General features: G+C 49.0%; 21 protein-coding genes. 14 read left to right on the forward strand and 7 right to left on the reverse strand.

Features of this window, described 5'->3' with window-relative positions; translation table 11 throughout:
- Positions 1–18: 18 nt before the first annotated feature.
- Genes QMG90_RS03970 through QMG90_RS03980 form a run of 3 tightly spaced genes read left to right on the forward strand, consistent with a single transcriptional unit; the run spans position 19 to position 1,536 of the window.
- Positions 19–231 (forward strand): DUF3330 domain-containing protein, encoded by a 213-nt coding sequence (locus QMG90_RS03970; protein WP_000993245.1) that lies wholly within the window; start codon positions 19–21, stop codon positions 229–231.
- Complete coding sequence (locus QMG90_RS03975; protein ID WP_223526262.1) at positions 194–1,249, forward strand: hypothetical protein; 1,056 nt, start codon at positions 194–196, stop codon at positions 1,247–1,249. Before QMG90_RS03970 ends, QMG90_RS03975 begins: the two co-directional genes overlap by 38 nt.
- On the forward strand, positions 1,246–1,536 hold the full coding sequence (locus tag QMG90_RS03980; protein WP_032752120.1) for a hypothetical protein: 291 nt from the start codon (positions 1,246–1,248) through the stop codon (positions 1,534–1,536). The genes QMG90_RS03975 and QMG90_RS03980 overlap by 4 nt, the downstream gene beginning before the upstream one ends.
- Here QMG90_RS03980 and QMG90_RS03985 read toward each other — a convergent pair.
- On the reverse strand, positions 1,526–1,729 hold the full coding sequence (locus tag QMG90_RS03985; protein ID WP_013087123.1) for a hypothetical protein: 204 nt from the start codon (positions 1,727–1,729) through the stop codon (positions 1,526–1,528). The two genes, QMG90_RS03980 and QMG90_RS03985, sit on opposite strands and share 11 nt — an antisense overlap.
- A gap of 541 nt (positions 1,730–2,270) precedes the next feature.
- Here QMG90_RS03985 and QMG90_RS03990 point away from each other — a divergent pair.
- The 10 genes from QMG90_RS03990 (at position 2,271) to QMG90_RS04035 (ending at position 9,926) form a co-directional block, all read left to right on the forward strand.
- Complete coding sequence (locus tag QMG90_RS03990; protein WP_042999126.1) at positions 2,271–2,591, forward strand: hypothetical protein; 321 nt, start codon at positions 2,271–2,273, stop codon at positions 2,589–2,591.
- A gap of 74 nt (positions 2,592–2,665) precedes the next feature.
- Complete coding sequence (locus QMG90_RS03995; protein ID WP_042999127.1) at positions 2,666–3,019, forward strand: hypothetical protein; 354 nt, start codon at positions 2,666–2,668, stop codon at positions 3,017–3,019.
- 15 nt (positions 3,020–3,034) lie between these two features.
- The gene (locus tag QMG90_RS04000) at positions 3,035–3,544 is read left to right on the forward strand and encodes a M50 family metallopeptidase (protein ID WP_046494304.1); all 510 of its coding nucleotides are present in this window, start codon (positions 3,035–3,037) and stop codon (positions 3,542–3,544) included.
- 238 nt (positions 3,545–3,782) lie between these two features.
- Entirely contained in the window at positions 3,783–4,118 is a 336-nt protein-coding gene (locus QMG90_RS04005) for an ArsR/SmtB family transcription factor (RefSeq protein WP_046494305.1), read from the forward strand.
- Positions 4,108–4,821: an arsenical resistance protein ArsH gene (arsH, locus tag QMG90_RS04010; RefSeq protein ID WP_046494306.1), complete on the forward strand. Its 714-nt coding sequence runs from the start codon at positions 4,108–4,110 to the stop codon at positions 4,819–4,821. Before QMG90_RS04005 ends, arsH begins: the two co-directional genes overlap by 11 nt.
- A gap of 8 nt (positions 4,822–4,829) precedes the next feature.
- A complete protein-coding gene (locus QMG90_RS04015) occupies positions 4,830–5,375 on the forward strand; it encodes a sigma-70 family RNA polymerase sigma factor (protein WP_046494307.1) in 546 nt (181 codons plus the stop codon).
- Positions 5,376–5,450: 75 nt separating this feature from the next.
- Positions 5,451–5,813, forward strand: coding sequence for an arsenic metallochaperone ArsD family protein (locus tag QMG90_RS04020; RefSeq protein WP_020839050.1), 363 nt, complete (start codon positions 5,451–5,453; stop codon positions 5,811–5,813).
- 20 nt (positions 5,814–5,833) lie between these two features.
- On the forward strand, positions 5,834–7,591 hold the full coding sequence (gene arsA / locus QMG90_RS04025) for an arsenical pump-driving ATPase (protein WP_115190221.1): 1,758 nt from the start codon (positions 5,834–5,836) through the stop codon (positions 7,589–7,591).
- A gap of 316 nt (positions 7,592–7,907) precedes the next feature.
- Positions 7,908–8,423 carry a GNAT family N-acetyltransferase gene (locus tag QMG90_RS04030; RefSeq protein ID WP_042999128.1) on the forward strand — a complete coding sequence of 172 codons (516 nt, stop codon included), beginning with the start codon at positions 7,908–7,910 and terminating at the stop codon, positions 8,421–8,423.
- Between the two features lie 330 nt (positions 8,424–8,753).
- The gene (locus tag QMG90_RS04035; RefSeq protein ID WP_152754617.1) at positions 8,754–9,926 is read left to right on the forward strand and encodes an MFS transporter; all 1,173 of its coding nucleotides are present in this window, start codon (positions 8,754–8,756) and stop codon (positions 9,924–9,926) included.
- A 28-nt stretch (positions 9,927–9,954) separates the two neighbouring features.
- On the opposite strand, the gene QMG90_RS04040 is transcribed toward QMG90_RS04035, so the two are convergent.
- The 6 genes from QMG90_RS04040 to QMG90_RS04065 all read right to left on the reverse strand — a co-directional run bounded on the left by QMG90_RS04040 (position 9,955) and on the right by QMG90_RS04065 (position 14,833).
- Positions 9,955–10,452: an arsenate reductase ArsC gene (locus QMG90_RS04040; protein WP_000968905.1), complete on the reverse strand. Its 498-nt coding sequence runs from the start codon at positions 10,450–10,452 to the stop codon at positions 9,955–9,957.
- A 74-nt stretch (positions 10,453–10,526) separates the two neighbouring features.
- Entirely contained in the window at positions 10,527–10,955 is a 429-nt protein-coding gene (arsC, locus tag QMG90_RS04045) for a glutaredoxin-dependent arsenate reductase (RefSeq protein WP_042999130.1), read from the reverse strand.
- 12 nt (positions 10,956–10,967) lie between these two features.
- On the reverse strand, positions 10,968–12,257 hold the full coding sequence (arsB, locus tag QMG90_RS04050; protein ID WP_042999131.1) for an arsenite efflux transporter membrane subunit ArsB: 1,290 nt from the start codon (positions 12,255–12,257) through the stop codon (positions 10,968–10,970).
- A 47-nt stretch (positions 12,258–12,304) separates the two neighbouring features.
- Entirely contained in the window at positions 12,305–14,056 is a 1,752-nt protein-coding gene (gene arsA, locus QMG90_RS04055; protein WP_046494309.1) for an arsenite efflux transporter ATPase subunit ArsA, read from the reverse strand.
- A 17-nt stretch (positions 14,057–14,073) separates the two neighbouring features.
- A complete protein-coding gene (gene arsD, locus QMG90_RS04060) occupies positions 14,074–14,436 on the reverse strand; it encodes an arsenite efflux transporter metallochaperone ArsD (RefSeq protein ID WP_046494310.1) in 363 nt (120 codons plus the stop codon).
- 46 nt (positions 14,437–14,482) lie between these two features.
- Positions 14,483–14,833: a transcriptional regulator gene (locus QMG90_RS04065; RefSeq protein ID WP_042999134.1), complete on the reverse strand. Its 351-nt coding sequence runs from the start codon at positions 14,831–14,833 to the stop codon at positions 14,483–14,485.
- Positions 14,834–15,019: 186 nt separating this feature from the next.
- Here QMG90_RS04065 and dsrO point away from each other — a divergent pair, with 186 nt between their 5' ends.
- Positions 15,020–15,790 carry a sulfate reduction electron transfer complex DsrMKJOP subunit DsrO gene (dsrO, locus tag QMG90_RS04070; RefSeq protein ID WP_042999135.1) on the forward strand — a complete coding sequence of 257 codons (771 nt, stop codon included), beginning with the start codon at positions 15,020–15,022 and terminating at the stop codon, positions 15,788–15,790.

Here is a 15,790-nt window from a genome sequence, read left to right on the forward strand (position 1 = left end):
ATCTGGAGGAGTACCACCATGAACGCAAACGCCCCGAACACTGCCAGTTGCACCACCTGCTGCGTATGCTGCAAAGAAATTCCGCTCGATGCCGCCTTCACCCCGGAAGGCGCGGAATACGTCGAACATTTCTGCGGGCTGGATTGCTATGAACGCTTCCAGGCACGCGCCAAGGCCGCGACAGAATCTGACATTGCGCCTGTCCCTGGCGGTTCGCAGCCGTCAGATTGAGGCATACCCTTCACATACTGGAGATAACGTCCTCTATGAACAGCCTCTTCCAATTTCCAGTGTCGCGGTCGCTAAAAATCTCTTTCGGCTCATCGATGCCAAAACCGGAGAAGCCTTTGACATCGAAGAAGAACTGTGGGCCTATGAGCGTCTGACGGCCGCAGTAGTGAACGACATTATTCACGAACATAATTTTTCTCGACTTCGTCTGGCTAAGCCCGGCGATTTCCCGTTCGAGACACTGACCAGCTTTGCAGTAATGCAGCTGCTTTTAAATTTACATAATCCCCAGAATAAGAATCCCTACAAGCAGGATCTTCTTGACCACTTTCATCATGACATTGAAATGCATTTTGAAGAATATATAAAAAGCATTCAGTCACTGCCTGGCACCCAGCCCGCACTAATGAACGACAGTTTTTATCAAAAATTGCTTCGCGTAGCCAACGCGTCCTCATCCAGAGAGGATAAATGTCGGGCGATTTTTACTTTGTTCAGCCTGCTGGCTATTCTCAATAAACCCACGCCTTATGACATGATCAATGTCTTCCGGAATAAAATATTCAGTCGGACGAGCGTGATTGAAATAATACACACCGGCCACGCTTTTGACAGTACTAACCCCAGGCCAGTCTTTGCGATAGCCCCGAATATATTTTGTTTATACACAAAACAGAATAGAATATATCTGCCGTTGTCTCATAATTTCACTTTGTGTTTTATTATTGGCTCACCATTAACATTCCGTCCCCGGATAGACGTTTTTTCACCACGACCCGAACTGCTAAAGTGTTGTGACGATCGCCACTTAAATTTCTACAAAGTTTCTTTTGATTACATTGATAATGTCATGAGCACCATCGATATGTACAATGTAGGAAATTCAAGCACTTTCTATTCTGCTTATCAGCTCAGCGACGTTGAAAAATACCTCGATTTGCAGGAAAAAGATCACCAATATTACTATACGCCTGCAGACCCCGTGCGATGGCTCCCTCAGCAGCCGGATTCATTATGAACCCAGAAAACCAGCAACGTATACGGGAGATGATTGAATCCGGAGAATTTAACGGGTATACGCTGGTCAGCGGAGAAGACTGGCAGCTCCCCACGGCACGCGAAACTACCTTCGTTCGGGGGCTGATCCCCCTGACTGACATCCAGCTGGCCAACCGGCTGAATGTGGACGAACGTACCGTCCGCAAGTGGAAATCCGGCCAGACCCGGATGGTGTTCACCACATGGTGTTGCCTGTGCTGGCTGGCCGGGCTGGGGATGCTGCTGGATAACCTTCTCAGCGATTAAAGAGACGCTTCCAGATACGTCTGAGAATGAAGCGTCTCTGGTATCGCCAGCGGGAACGGTAGATATGGGGCAGGTCGTCATAGTTTTTCCAGAATAGGGTCCAGCCCTGATACCCTTTGTCCACTAAAAGGATGTAGCCGCCGGTACTGACGATGCCATATGCGATGGCGGTGAGGATGAGAAATACAGTCATACGATGTTCCTTATGTAAAACTGTATTTAGGAAATCTGATGCGGCCTTTAAGGCCGGTCTGTAAAAAAAACTGAAAAAAGTTTCTCTTTCCTTATAGTTGCCATTTAAGCCTCAGTCAGCCGTAAAATTTGCACTCCATGCAATAATCCCCAAATCACAACAATCCGCCTCTTTTCTTGATTCTGCTGCAATAATCCTTCTTTCTTTCTCCGCAGATCCGATTTCTGTTAGAAGCGGATCATGGCTATTATTTGCACATTTTTTGGGACAAAATCAGAAAATGTGATATAATTTAATTAATTAGATAGTAAGCCACCCTCCGCACTTCAAACCGACCTAACGGGTCATTCCAGATAATCTCTCCCTCAGCATTTCCGAAAAACAAGCCATTATGGATTTTTCGGAAGTGTGGGAAAGGTGCGTCCGGTAATTGCGGTTGGTGACTGTTATCTGGCTAATCACTTCAGGCGGGCAACGGAATGTCCTGCGGGTGATGATAAATAAAGTAATTAGTAGAAAGCTTACGATAAGGAAATCAATTATGAGCAACACAACGACATACGCTAATCAGTGCAACAGCTTTTCCCCTTCATCAATTGTGGAAATGCTTTCAGGTTATGGCTGTAAAAAAATGTGGTTATACCGCACGACGAATACGCAGGGGGAAACACTTCTTGTGCTTCTCGATGAGGAGAACGGGATATACGAGGAAATGGCCAGCCGCCTTGATGCTCCAGATATGAAAGAGTGGTCCATTCAGTATTCTGACGGCGGTTATAAATCCCGTACGCTTCCTGAAGGGGCGTTTGAGATCGATTTGGGTTGTCCTGACGAAGCGGCATGGTATATGGATCTTTTATAGTCACCAGGTCATAAGGTGAACTCCTGACAGGCGGGATTTCTCAATAGAGCAGCGTAACAACTAAGGAGTTAAGGATGGGGCGTTCCACTAAGGGGATTATCAAGGGAAGGGAGTTTCCTTCCAAAAAAGCAGCTGTGGGGCATTTCATGGATCAGCGTGAAACAGTCAAAGAAGCGGGCCCGCTGAAAGAGGGAGAATTGTTTGATGAATTACGCGAGCTTTATCTGCGTTACTGCGAAGTGACCAGCTTTGATCTGAATGGCAGGATTATCTATGCCTTCAGTGTGGATTATGAGCCGCGACAGAACGGTCAGACCTGGGCATCTCACCTGTGCTACTGGGTACATTTCTCGCCGAAGCAGAGTTTGTCCTTTTCGGTCAGAGAAGCGGTGGATGAAATTGCAAAAACTGCTGCTGAACAAATTTAATGGCGGGCGGGATTTATGATTAAAGGAATTCCATTGCATTCTTTTGAATACCTGCATTACATCGTTGATAGTCTTGGATGGATGCTGCCAGTTTATTTATATCTCTTCAGTTTTCTTTACGCATTTATTCATGAATCCGGACATGCCCTTATGGCCATGTGCCTGGGAACTCGGGTAACCCGCTTTCAAGTGGGGAAACCTGTGTTGTTCCGGTTCAAAAGGGGCAGACTTATCCTGAAGTTTGGATTGCTTTTTCCAGACGGAGGTGTCAGTTACCACTATGCGAATGATGCCCCCAGGTGGAAAGTTATGGCGGCGGCGCTGGCCGGTCCATTATTGCCCGTGATTCTGTCAGTACCAGTTTTTACTCTTACCGGTATTCAGCCACTAACGGTCATTGCTGGGTTAATTGTGATGATGCTGACTCTGGTTAACCTAAATCCCTTCATGATGGAAACAGATGGCCAGAAAGTTCTCAAGCATCTGCATGCCATAGTTCAGGGGCGGAAAGTCCTGGATTCCTGAGCAACTGTTACACGAGTTCCATCTACTTAGTTGAAAGGAATGCTGATGAAGATGTCTCTTCCTGGTCTGCCGGGCGAATATGTTGCCCAGTCACAGCAGCTTCCTGTGGCTATCGACTAGGCCACAACAATTTCTTGGCTGTTCTTCACTTCATTCCCAACCAGATACATTGAATATTGAATGTAAAATTCATTTCTATTATTCTAGAAATATAGAAATAACAATCATGAGAACGAATATGGAACTGAACTTTGCGGCGTCGGTGCTGAAAGAGCTTGGCCATGTGACAAGGCTCGGGATTTATAAAAGACTAATCAAAGCCGGACCTCAGGGCGTGGCCGTGGGTGATCTACAGAAGCAACTCGAAATCCCTGCATCCACACTGAGTCACCATCTTTCATCTCTGATATCTGTATCTCTGGTTCGTCAGGAGCGGCAAGGAAGAATACTGTACTGTCACGCCTGCTATGAAAACCTTGGCGCGCTGATTGCTTTTCTGACAGAAGAATGCTGCTCAGGGGCAGATGGACTGTACGATACCAATGGCGATCTTGGAGGAAAAAATGAGCACTGAACTTAAGAATGTTAATGCAAGCCTGTTCGATACCTCAATTACAGAGGCAAGATTCGGCATTCCTTCTGTTCCACACCCTCCCCGTATCCTCATGCTGTACGGCTCTGTACGTGAACGTTCATACAGCAGACTGGCAACTGAAGAAGCGGCAAGGTTGTTGACTGCCATGGGCGCAGAAGTTCGGATCTTCAATCCTTCTGGCTTGCCTCTTCCTGATGATGCGCCTGATTCGCATCCCAAAGTCATGGAATTGCGTGAGCTGGTTCGTTGGTCCGAAGGGATGGTGTGGTGTTCACCTGAACGCCATGGTGCAATGACCGGCATAATGAAGGCTCAAATCGACTGGATACCTCTATCGGAAGGGGCAGTTCGCCCGTCGCAGGGGAAGACGCTTGCCGTCATGCAGGTCTGCGGTGGCTCTCAGTCTTTCAATGCCGTAAACCAGATGCGCATTCTTGGCCGCTGGATGCGGATGATCACCATCCCAAATCAGTCCTCCGTGGCAAAAGCCTGGCAGGAGTTTGATGAAGATGGACGGATGAAACAGTCGTCTTATTACGACCGCATTGTGGATGTGATGGAAGAGCTGGTGAAATTCACGCTGCTGACAAGAGGTAATTCAGCCTATCTCGTTGATCGCTACAGCGAACGAAAAGAGTCAGCAGAAGAACTTTCTCGCCGAGTAAATCAGAGCAAAATTTGAGGGCTGGTATGAGTGATGTAACGGCATTCAACAACTGCATGAGTGTGTTCTGGCGGCAACATGAAGCCGAACTCTCTCGCTTTCTGACATCGAAGACAGGTGATAGCGAAAAAGCAGCAGATCTTCTGCAAGAGCTATTCCTGCGTGCCCGTGCTCATTCAGACAATTTCTGCGAAATGGAGAATCCGCGAGCCTGGCTGTATCGGGCGGCGAGGAATCTGCTGATTGATGAGTACCGCACCACCAGGGAATTCGTTGAGCTGGAAGAAGAGGCCCCACTGCCTGATGTATCCCATGATGCGATCTCAACGCTGGATATTTGCCTGCCTGAAACATTACAGGCGTTACCCGAAGATGAGCGGTGGCTGATTGAAGAGTCCGATCTTAACCGGCGTCCCCAGCAGTCCCTGGCCGATGAACTGGGAATCACGCTTACGGCGTTTAAATCCCGTTTACTACGGGCCAGAAAGCACCTGAAAGAAGCGATGACAGAACTTTGCCAGATTGAGGCAGATGACACTTCTCCCGTCTGCTGCCACAAAAAAATGAATTAATCGCGCATCTTTTTCCCACCATCTTCGTTTACCTCAGTGTAAAGCCAAATGACTAAACACTGAGGTAAACAGTCCATGTCAAAAATTGAGATCTTTGAAGCAGCAGGTTGCTGTGCAACCAGCAGCGTTGTGGTCAGCGACGAAGCCGTCAAATGGAACGCCAGCGCCGAATGGGCGAAAAAGAATGGTGTTGATATTCAGCGCTACAGCCTTGCGAAAAACCCGCAGCAGTTCCTGAATACACCTGTGATCAAAGAGTTTCTGAACACTTCAGGGATGGAGTCCCTCCCTGTTACCTTGCTCGACGGCAAGCTGGTGATGGCAGGCAAACTGCCGACTCGTGAAGATATCGCCCGTTGGGCCGGTATTCCGCTTACTCAGGACTGGAGTGAAGACAGCACCCAACCACGTTGCTGCAGCATTCCACGTATGCCTTAATTCCAGAGGAGCTATTGCTGATGAATATGCCATTTTTAAAAGACATCCCCCCGTTCATCTTCTTCACCGGTAAAGGTGGAGTGGGTAAAACATCCCTCGCTTGTGCTACTGCGGTATGGCTGGCCGATCAGGGTAAGAGAACGCTTCTGGTGAGTACCGATCCGGCTTCCAATGTCGGCCAGGTATTTAGCCAGACTATCGGCCACCGAATTACAGATATCAGTACCGTACAAAATCTTGCTGCGATGGAAGTTGACCCTATGGCTGCGGCACAGGCTTATCGTGACCGTGTGCTTGACCCCGTTCGTGAGCTGATGCCAGCCGATGTGGTCAGCAGCATTGAAGAGCAGCTTTCAGGTTCATGCACCACGGAAATTGCTGCGTTTGATGAGTTTACCGGTCTTCTGACCAATCATCAGTTGCGGGAAAAATATGACCATATCGTATTTGATACCGCGCCAACCGGTCACACTATCCGCATGCTTGAGCTACCGGGAGCCTGGAGCGGTTATCTGGAAGCGAACCCCGATGCCGCTGCAAACCTCGGGCCTCTGGTGGGGCTTGAGAAACAACAGCACCAGTACTCAGATGCGGTTAAAGCGCTGTCTGATGCAGCTCTCACACGATTAGTGCTGGTTGCCCGCGCCCAGGCTTCGACACTGAAAGAGGTTTCCCATACCCACGATGAGCTGTCTGCTATCGGTTTGCAACATCAGCACCTTGCCATTAATGGTGTACTACCGCCGTTTGCGGGTGAGGATGATCCACTGGCGCAAAGTATTCTGGCTCGGGAAGAAAAAGCATTACAGGCAATGCCTGATAATCTGGCTAATCTTCCCCGCTCACAGCTGTATCTGAAGCCATTTAACCTGGTCGGTCTGGAAGCATTGCGGGAGTTATTTACAGAGAGCAAAGCCGCACCGGCTCTCCCTGCTACTACGCTGAATACTCTGGATTTGCCGAAACTTGCTTCACTAGTTGATGAACTGAGCCAGACTGGCAAAGGGCTGGTCATGACGATGGGGAAAGGCGGCGTGGGCAAAACGACCGTTGCGGCATCAGTCGCGGTATCGCTGGCGAAACGTGGCCACAAAGTCCACCTGACCACATCCGATCCGGCAGCACATCTGTCTTACACGTTGGATGGCTCGCTGCCCAATCTTCAGGTCAGCCGTATCGACCCGAAGGTAGAGACAGAACGTTATCGCCGCTTTGTCCTGGAAAATCAGGGCAAAGGATTAGATGCAGAAGGGCTGGCGGTGCTGGAGGAAGACCTCCGCTCGCCATGCACTGAAGAGATCGCCGTCTTCCAGGCATTCTCCCGAATCATCAAAGAGGCAGACGACCATTTTGTCATTATGGACACCGCGCCAACGGGCCATACGCTCCTGCTACTGGATGCGACTGGAGCCTATCACCGGGAAATGGTGCGTCAGATGGGGCAAACACATGACCACGTCATCACTCCAATGATGCAATTGCAGGATCCGGAGAAGACGAAGGTGATTATCGTGACGCTTGCCGAAACGACACCTGTACTGGAAGCTGCAAACCTGCAGTCCGATCTGCGCCGGGCCGGGATCGAGCCGTGGGCATGGGTTGTTAATAACAGCCTGGCAGCTGCTGAACCGTCTTCACCTTTCCTGAAGACCAGGGCTAACCGCGAGCTGCCTCTCATCTCTGATGTGGAAGAGCAGTATGCAGAGCGTATTGCATTAACAGCGCTACAGAGCGAAGAGCCGGTTGGTATTGACCTGCTGGAAGAAATGGCGAAGTAACAATGAAGGGGGCGTTTGCCCCCTTCATGCTTTGCTGTCGTTCTATTTCCCCGATGGATAACAAAGTCCTCTGTCATTTTCCAAAAAGAATCTTTTCGAGTTCGATTAACTGTTGCTGAGATTGCTCATTGAGATGGGCCTCAGCCTGGTCATATAAAAAATATGGGTACAGGAAGCACATATTTGTCTCCCTGCATGAATGAAAACAAAAGATGGTATGGAAGATTAGCCTGCTTGTTGGGTCATAAGCTTTTGTATTTACCTTTCCTTTAGCTTTTCAAGTAACCTTAAAAAAGATGCCAACGGGAACAGAGCAATGAAAATCGTTAACGCAGAAGAAAAGCACATCCCCGCCATATGCGATATCTACGCCCATCATGTTATTCATGGTACCGCCAGCTTTGAAACTGAACCACCGGATACCCATGAGATGCTTGCCCGCCTGAAAAAGATCCGCAATCAGGCGCTGCCGTGGGTTGTCGCGTTAGAGGAAGAAAAGGTCATCGGGTATTGTTATCTCACTCGTTACCGTGAACGCTACGCCTATCGCCACACCCTCGAAGATTCAATTTATATTCACCCGGATGCGCAGCGTCAGGGGACAGGAAAAGCGTTGCTGCGCCACGTCATTGCCTGGGCAGAAACACACGGCTACCGGCAGATGATAGCCATTATCGGCGACAGCAATAATGAGGGTTCGCTGAAAGTCCATCAGCAGGTCGGATTTACAGAAAAAGGCACGCTGAAAGACATTGGTTTCAAGCATGGTCGCTGGCTGGACACGGTTTTGCTGCAACGAAATCTGGGGGAAGGGAACAGCTCGCTGCCATAAGATTCAGGCCTTATGCTCTGAAACAGGAAAAAGGGGGCATTCGCCCTCCTTCATATTTATTTCCGTCTTTAACTATTTCTGACGCCGATATTGAGAGAGTTTTCTTCTACCTACCGGAAATATCATCCGTTTTTCTCTTTCTGAAACCAATGCTTAACAGTTGAAAGGTAAGTTTGTATTCGAGCACATAGGTTGCTGGAGGGGAATAAATCCCGTCTCCCCGAACTAAATTGTGACGTTTGCAACCGGGATACCGGAACCTGAGGAGATGCAAAAACGGTGAACACACCTCCACTTCTACTTAGCAGCAAGATTACCTGGTGCGTTGGTTTGGCCCAGTTAATTAACTGGGGGATTACCTACTACCTGTTGGGTGCTTTTGGTAGCGCCATTGCTAATGACACGTCGTGGGGGCAACCTCTTATCTTCTCAGGGTTGACGCTGGCTATGGGCATCATGGGGCTCATTTCACCGATATCCGGGCGATTATTAGCATCGATGGGGGGAAGAAAAGTCCTGCAGCTTGGTGCTCTCCTGAACGGCCTTGGATGCCTGCTCCTGGCAACGAGTCACTCCCTATACATTTACTTAATGGCCTGGCTGGTGATGGGCATAGGTATGCGCCTTTCACTTTATGATGCAGCTTTCGCTGTTCTCGTAAATCTTGCAGGGCCGACAGCCAGAAAATCTATTACACAGGTGACCCTGCTCGGAGGTCTGGCTTCTGTTGCCTTTTGGCCAATTGGCGAGGGCTTACTGAGCCTGCTGGGCTGGCGATGGGGTGTTGGCTGTTACAGCCTGTTCGCCCTGATAAGCATTTTGCTTTGTATTTCTTTGCCAGATAACAAAAGAGAACGAGGTGTAGCCCCCCGCGAATCGACGGAACAGGGCATCCAGCATCTTGAGCGGGACTATCTGAAATGCGGGTTGTATGCAGCATTGATGGCATTGCTCAGTTTCCTGTCCACAGGAATTTCAACCCATTTACCTCTGATTCTGGCCAGTGCTGGTGTCCCGGTACTTGTTGGTTCCTTATGGGGGGTGGGACAGGTCAGTGCACGTCTTGGCGATATAGCGATGGGGAGTCGAGGATCTGCTCTGGGGCTGAACCTGATAGTGGGGATTTTGCTTCCTTGTTGTTTCATGATCAGCCTGCTGGGACAGACATCCATCGTGGGGACCGGCTTGTTCGTTCTTGGATATGGTGCCGTCAACGGTCTATCTACTCTGGTGAGAGCAACATTACCATTAACTCTGTTTGACCCGCGCCTGTACGCCAGTCGCATGGGAACATTGCTCATGCCGAGTTTTTTTCTGTCGGCACTGGCCCCTTCACTCTATGCCAGCTTTCGCGAACGATTTGGGGATACTGGCATGCTGATCATTTCACTGGTATTTGCGTGTGTGGCAGCAATCATAGCCATATGGATCTATTTGATTGGAAAAGATAAACAGGCACTACAAAGAGTGCCTGTTGATATAACATCGAACGTTAATGAGTAGGCAAGCGCGTACGAGTCTCACAACTGCACTACACGCCTTTATCCAGTTGTTCCAGTTGCTGTTGTAAAGAAAGGCGATCTAGCTTCTCAAACGGCAAACTCAGAAACAGTCTGATGCGACTGGCTATTTGCTTCTCGACGTCCACAAATGCCTGGTACATTGCTTCCGAATCGCCCTCTGCGAGTGCGGGATCTTTGAATCCCCAATGGGCCGTCAGCGGTTGGCCTGGAAATACCGGGCATCCTTCTCCAGCCATTTTGTCACACAAGGTGAAAATGAAATCCATTTTTGGTGAGTCGACTTGCTGATACTGCAGGAGACTTTTACTTGAAAGGCTGGAGATGTCAAACCCCTGACTTTTCAATACTTTTAGCGTCAAAGGGTGCGGTGATGAAGCGGGATGGCTGCCGGCGCTAAACGCCTTGAAAATCCCACCACCGAGCTGATTCATTAAAGCCTCAGCAAAAATACTTCTGGCAGAGTTGCCTGTGCACAGGAAAAGGACATGGTACGTTTTATCCATCATTTCAGCCTCTGAGTAAAAATCGCATAAGCTCTGTCACCAGGCAGCAATAAATAGAGCTGCCTGGTGAAATGGAACTACTTGATTACACGCTGCCCATGTGCGTCGATCACCTTTTCACCGTCTTCTTTAGTAAATTCACCTCTCTGTGCATCAGGCAAAATATCCAGTACCACTTCCGATGGGCGGCACAGTCGGGTTCCCAGTGGTGATACAACAATGGGTCGGTTAATCAGGATCGGATGCTGCAACATAAAGTCGATTAACTGATCATCAGTAAATTTATCTTCGGCGAGTCCCAATTCTTCATAAGGCTCAACGTTTTTACGAAGCAGGGCTCGTACTGAAATACCCATATCTGCAATGAGTTTGACCAGCTCATCGCGTGAAGGTGGATTCTCAAGATAGAGAATTACGGTCGGCTCAGTACCGCTGTTTCGGATCATCTCCAGCGTATTACGCGATGTGCCGCAGGCCGGGTTGTGATAAATGGTGATGTTGCTCATATCAGTATCTCATTACAAAGTGAAAGAGAGACGTAGCGCCAGCGCGGCCAGCGTTACAAACAGCACAGGCAGAGTCATGACGATCCCGGTGCGGAAATAGTATCCCCAGGTGATGGTCATATTCTTCTGTGAAAGCACATGCAGCCAGAGTAGCGTTGCCAGGCTGCCGATAGGTGTTATTTTCGGTCCCAGATCGCAGCCAATCACGTTGGCATAAATCATCGCCTCTTTGATAACGCCTGTTGCGGTGCTGCCATCAATAGAGAGAGCGCCAACCAGCACGGTAGGCATGTTATTCATGATGGAAGACAGGAATGCAGTCAGGAAGCCAGTACCTAAGGTAGCAGCCCAAAGACCTTTATCAGCAAGTACGTTCAGCACGTTAGACAAGTATTCTGTCAGCCCTGCGTTGCGTAATCCGTAGACCACCAGATACATCCCCAGTGAGAAGATCACGATCTGCCAGGGCGCACCGCGCAGCACTTTACCGGTGTTAATCCCATGACCTTTTTTGGCCACCGCAAACAGGATTGCGGCTCCCACTGCCGCGATTGCACTCACAGGAATTCCGAGTGGCTCGAGTACAAAAAAACCGACTAACAAAAGGACTAAAACAATCCAGCCCGTTTTGAATGTTGCTGGATCTTTGATGGCTTTTGCGGGTTCTTTCAGTCGCGCCAGCTCATAAGTGGGCGGGATATCTTTGCGGAAAAAAAGATGCAGCATCACCAGCGTGGCGACAATGGCGGCGATATCCACTGGCACCATCACCGACGCATATTCTGTGAATCCCAGACGGAAGAAATCAGCCGAAACGATATTGACCAGGTTCGATACGATAAGTGGCAAGCTGGCGGTATCGGCAATAAACCCTGCGGCCATTACAAACGCCAGCGTGGTGCTTTTACTGAACCCCAGCGCTAGTAACATGGCGATAACGATCGGCGTCAGAATTAACGCCGCGCCATCGTTGGCAAACAATGCCGCCACCGCCGCGCCGAGCAGAACAATATAGGTAAATAGCAGACGTCCACGCCCATTGCCCCAGCGGGAAACGTGCAGGGCAGCCCATTCAAAAAAGCCGGACTCATCCAGCAACAGACTGATGATAATGACGGCAATAAAGGTGGCCGTGGCGTTCCAGACGATATTCCACACCACCGGAATATCGGCGATATGAATCACACCCGATGCCAGAGCCAGTACGGCACCCAGCGTGGCGCTCCAGCCAATGCCTAATCCCTTTGGCTGCCAGATAACCAACACGATGGTCAGGATAAAAATGGCTCCTGCCAGTAACATATAACCTCCCGAAAGGGCAGCAAAGCTGCCCCGAATAATGACAATAATTAACCAGCGAGTTGTTTGAGTTTGTCGATGCCGGTCGGTTCTGACGCCAGTACAGGAACAAGAGCTACGCGACTGGCATGCTGGAATTTAACGCTCTCGATCTGCGGAAGTTCCTGTTGTGCCCGCAGACGAAGCAGCGGTGAACGGGTATCGGCAATGGAAAGGCTGTTATTGATAATCCAGCCCCAGGGATGAATCCCTGCGCGTTCAAGGTCGGCCTGCAAATTTGCCGCCTCAAGCACAGGCGTGGTTTCCGGCAGCGTGACCAGTAACACTTTGGTTCGCTCCGGGTCCTGAAGCTGCATCATTGGCGTGGTGAAATGGCCTTTATCGCCCATTTTCTTAGCAATTTCGCGGTGATACGCCCCGGTGGCATCCAGCAGTAGTAGCGTATGCCCGGTGGGTGCCGTATCCATGACCACGAAGCGCTTACCCGCTTCACGAATCACCCGTGAAAAGGCCTGGAAGACCGCAATCTCTTCGGTGCAAGGAGAGCGTAAATCTTCTTCCAGCAGGCGTTTTCCTGCTTCGTCCAGTTCGCCTCCCTTAGTGTCAAGAACATGCTGACGGTAGCGTTCCGTTTCCTCGTGAGGATCGATCCTGCTGACCTGCAGATTCTTAAGGCTGCCATTGAGGGTTGTGCTGAGATGCGCCGCAGGATCAGACGTTGTCAGATGGACATCAAATCCCATTTCGGCCAGTCTGACGGCAATGGCAGCAGCCATCGTGGTTTTCCCCACGCCACCTTTGCCCATCAGCATGATCAAACCATGTTCATTACGGGCAATGTCATCAACTAGCGCAGAGAGCGATGGAATATCAGGACGTTGCTGAATGTAGTCTGCAGAAGATAATACTGCTTCTGGCTGAGTGGAGAGAAGCCCGCTGAGTGCAGATACACCGACCATATTAACCGGTTGAAGGAATAGCGTGTCAGTTGGAAGGCCAGAAAGATCAGAGGGAAGATGAGCTAGCGCTTCCTGTTCACGTTCCCATATTGCTGCAGCCAGTGTATCGGTAGCGGCTTCAGTTTTTGGAAGAACGCCATTAATGACCAGATACTGATTTTTAAGACCGATGGCGGCAAGTTCCAGATGAGTTCTGGCGACTTCCAGTAGCGTTGATTTCTGCAACCGCGCGACTAAAACCAGTCGGGTGCGTGTTGGGTCAGACAACGCTTCAACGGCATGAGCATATTGTTCACGCTGTTTTTCCAGTCCCGCCATTGGGCCCAGACAAGATGCGCCATCTGGATTACTCTCTATAAAACTGCTCCATGCACCAGGCAACTGGAGAAGGCGGATAGTATGGCCAGTAGGTGCTGTATCAAAAATGATATGATCAAAGCGGGTCAGCAGAGAGGCGTCAGTCAGCAATCCAGTAAACTCATCAAATGCAGCAATCTCGGTTGTGCATGCACCCGACAGTTGTTCGTTGATGCTGCTAACGACGTCATAAGGCAGGACGCCTTTAATTGGGTCAACGATTCTGGCCCGGTACTGCTGTGCAGCTGCCTGAGGATCAATCTCAAGAGCCGATAATCCCGGAACAGAGGCTATTGGTTGAATGGTGTTGCCTATCGTCTGGCCAAACACCTGGCCAACGTTTGAGGCCGGGTCGGTACTGACCAGCAATACTCGTTTACCCTGTTCTGCAAGACGGATCGCTGTGGCGCAGGAAATAGAGGTTTTACCTACACCACCTTTACCAGTAAAAAACAGATAAGGGGGTATATTTTCTAAAAATTTCATTTGTCCTCCTGGCATACTTAACAACAAGAAGTATTACCACCGCAGCAGCCTGAAGGCGCTAATCCTACTTTCTCCAGCGGAATCCCAAACCACCGTGCAAGTTCAGCCCGTTTCGGATAACGTCCGGCCATCACTGTTTCGCCATCCAGTAACAGTAGTGGCAGTCCTTCCGCACCGGAAGCCTCAATGAATGCTTTAACTTTCTCGTTCTGGACAAAGCTCATCGGTTGCTGTGCCAGATTGTAACGATCTACCTGAACACCTCGTTGTTTAAGCCATTGTACATCCGCAGAAAAATCAACCAGAGCCTGATCGACATCAGTACCGCAGACACCGGTGCTACAACACATCGCTGGGTCGAATACCGTTAGCGTTTTCATCCTTAACACCTCACATGTGGAAAATCATATATATTCAGGCAAATTTTTAAATACAAATAGCCTTACTGCTGTTAGTGCAGTTGACTGAAGCCAGTTTACGGGCGATGGCCTGAAGATCGTCCTGTTGGCTTAACCTGGCCTGCTCAATAATCTGCGCAGCCCATGAAGGAATGTGTGGGGATAAGCGGTAATGAACCCATTTTCCGTGCTTACTATCAAGCAAAATCCCGCTTTCCCGCAACATTGCCAGATGCCGGGAGATCTTAGGCTGTGATTGATCAAGTGCAGTGCAAAGATCACAGACGCACAACTCCCCCATGGTTCTGAGTATGAGAACAATACCCAGACGTGTTTCATCAGACAGATTCTTAAAGAGTTGTAGGGAAGTAAGCGACATCATTCCTCCTGTTCGTTTGGGTAACGATATCTCCAGCGGAGATGAAAATCAACAACATATACGCATAAGCGAATGTATTTGATAAATGTCAAAACAATGACAAGTTCGTACACCCATACTACCTCTGTTTTCTTTTGTTATGTCTTTTTATTCATATTTATGTAAACAATAAATTGAAGGGTAACTATGAATACCGATGATGACGACTATCCAAAAGATTCCCAAAAACGGAAACTTATATCTACATTAGCCATTGCGACTGGAGCTGCGCTTGTTATAGCTCCTACTCAGGCAGCCCCCAGACTTACTGAAAAAAAACAGCACTGGTGTATGGTCATAGATCTGCGTAAATGCGTGGGTTGTCAGGCATGTACTGTCAGTTGCAAAATCGAGAATCACGCACCGCCGGGGCAATTCAGAACCTGGGTCGCCGATATTGAAGTTGGTCAATATCCAAAAACCAAAAGACAGTTTCTTCCGCGTCTATGTAACCATTGTGAAAACCCTAGCTGTGTCCCTGTTTGTCCAACAGGTGCTACGTTTAAACGCAATGATGGCATTGTTCTTATCAATCAGGATATTTGTTGGGGCTGTGGTGCCTGTGTTACTGCCTGCCCTTATGATGCTCGTTTTATTAATACTGAAACCAAAACAGCTGATAAATGTACCTTTTGCGCGCATCGCATAGAACAGGGGCTCGTCCCAGCCTGTGTCGAAACTTGTGTCGGTGCAGCAAGGGTTTTTGGTGATCTGAATGACAAAGAAAGTGAAGTGCATAAATTATATTCAGAGCATATAACAAATGTTTTGAATCCAGCAACGGGTAACAAGCCTCAGGTATTTTATATTGGGTTAAACAATGAAATGACTGTAGGAGAAGAAATAAAAAGTAAGACTTGGACGAAAGAGTTTTCTGATGTTTTCGATCAGGAACTCCCCTGGGTAAATCAGGAGTAA

The sequence above is a fragment of the Trabulsiella odontotermitis genome, assembly GCF_030053895.1.
In the GTDB taxonomy this organism is placed as follows: Bacteria; Pseudomonadota; Gammaproteobacteria; order Enterobacterales; family Enterobacteriaceae; genus Trabulsiella; species Trabulsiella odontotermitis_C.

Excerpts from the sequence above, each read along its gene's own strand:
- QMG90_RS03980 (WP_032752120.1), top strand. The coding sequence starts at position 1,246 with ATGAACCCAGAAAACCAGCAACGTATACGGGAGATGATTGAATCCGGA.
- QMG90_RS04030 (WP_042999128.1), top strand. The coding sequence starts at position 7,908 with ATGAAAATCGTTAACGCAGAAGAAAAGCACATCCCCGCCATATGCGAT.
- QMG90_RS04005 (WP_046494305.1), top strand. The coding sequence starts at position 3,783 with ATGGAACTGAACTTTGCGGCGTCGGTGCTGAAAGAGCTTGGCCATGTG.
- QMG90_RS04065 (WP_042999134.1), bottom strand. The coding sequence starts at position 14,833 with ATGTCGCTTACTTCCCTACAACTCTTTAAGAATCTGTCTGATGAAACA.
- arsH (WP_046494306.1), top strand. The coding sequence starts at position 4,108 with ATGAGCACTGAACTTAAGAATGTTAATGCAAGCCTGTTCGATACCTCA.
- arsD (WP_046494310.1), bottom strand. The coding sequence starts at position 14,436 with ATGAAAACGCTAACGGTATTCGACCCAGCGATGTGTTGTAGCACCGGT.
- arsA (WP_046494309.1), bottom strand. The coding sequence starts at position 14,056 with ATGAAATTTTTAGAAAATATACCCCCTTATCTGTTTTTTACTGGTAAA.
- dsrO (WP_042999135.1), top strand. The coding sequence starts at position 15,020 with ATGAATACCGATGATGACGACTATCCAAAAGATTCCCAAAAACGGAAA.
- arsC (WP_042999130.1), bottom strand. The coding sequence starts at position 10,955 with ATGAGCAACATCACCATTTATCACAACCCGGCCTGCGGCACATCGCGT.
- QMG90_RS03990 (WP_042999126.1), top strand. The coding sequence starts at position 2,271 with ATGAGCAACACAACGACATACGCTAATCAGTGCAACAGCTTTTCCCCT.
- arsB (WP_042999131.1), bottom strand. The coding sequence starts at position 12,257 with ATGTTACTGGCAGGAGCCATTTTTATCCTGACCATCGTGTTGGTTATC.
- arsA (WP_115190221.1), top strand. The coding sequence starts at position 5,834 with ATGAATATGCCATTTTTAAAAGACATCCCCCCGTTCATCTTCTTCACC.
- QMG90_RS04000 (WP_046494304.1), top strand. The coding sequence starts at position 3,035 with ATGATTAAAGGAATTCCATTGCATTCTTTTGAATACCTGCATTACATC.
- QMG90_RS04015 (WP_046494307.1), top strand. The coding sequence starts at position 4,830 with ATGAGTGATGTAACGGCATTCAACAACTGCATGAGTGTGTTCTGGCGG.
- QMG90_RS04040 (WP_000968905.1), bottom strand. The coding sequence starts at position 10,452 with ATGATGGATAAAACGTACCATGTCCTTTTCCTGTGCACAGGCAACTCT.
- QMG90_RS03995 (WP_042999127.1), top strand. The coding sequence starts at position 2,666 with ATGGGGCGTTCCACTAAGGGGATTATCAAGGGAAGGGAGTTTCCTTCC.
- QMG90_RS04020 (WP_020839050.1), top strand. The coding sequence starts at position 5,451 with ATGTCAAAAATTGAGATCTTTGAAGCAGCAGGTTGCTGTGCAACCAGC.
- QMG90_RS03985 (WP_013087123.1), bottom strand. The coding sequence starts at position 1,729 with ATGACTGTATTTCTCATCCTCACCGCCATCGCATATGGCATCGTCAGT.
- QMG90_RS03970 (WP_000993245.1), top strand. The coding sequence starts at position 19 with ATGAACGCAAACGCCCCGAACACTGCCAGTTGCACCACCTGCTGCGTA.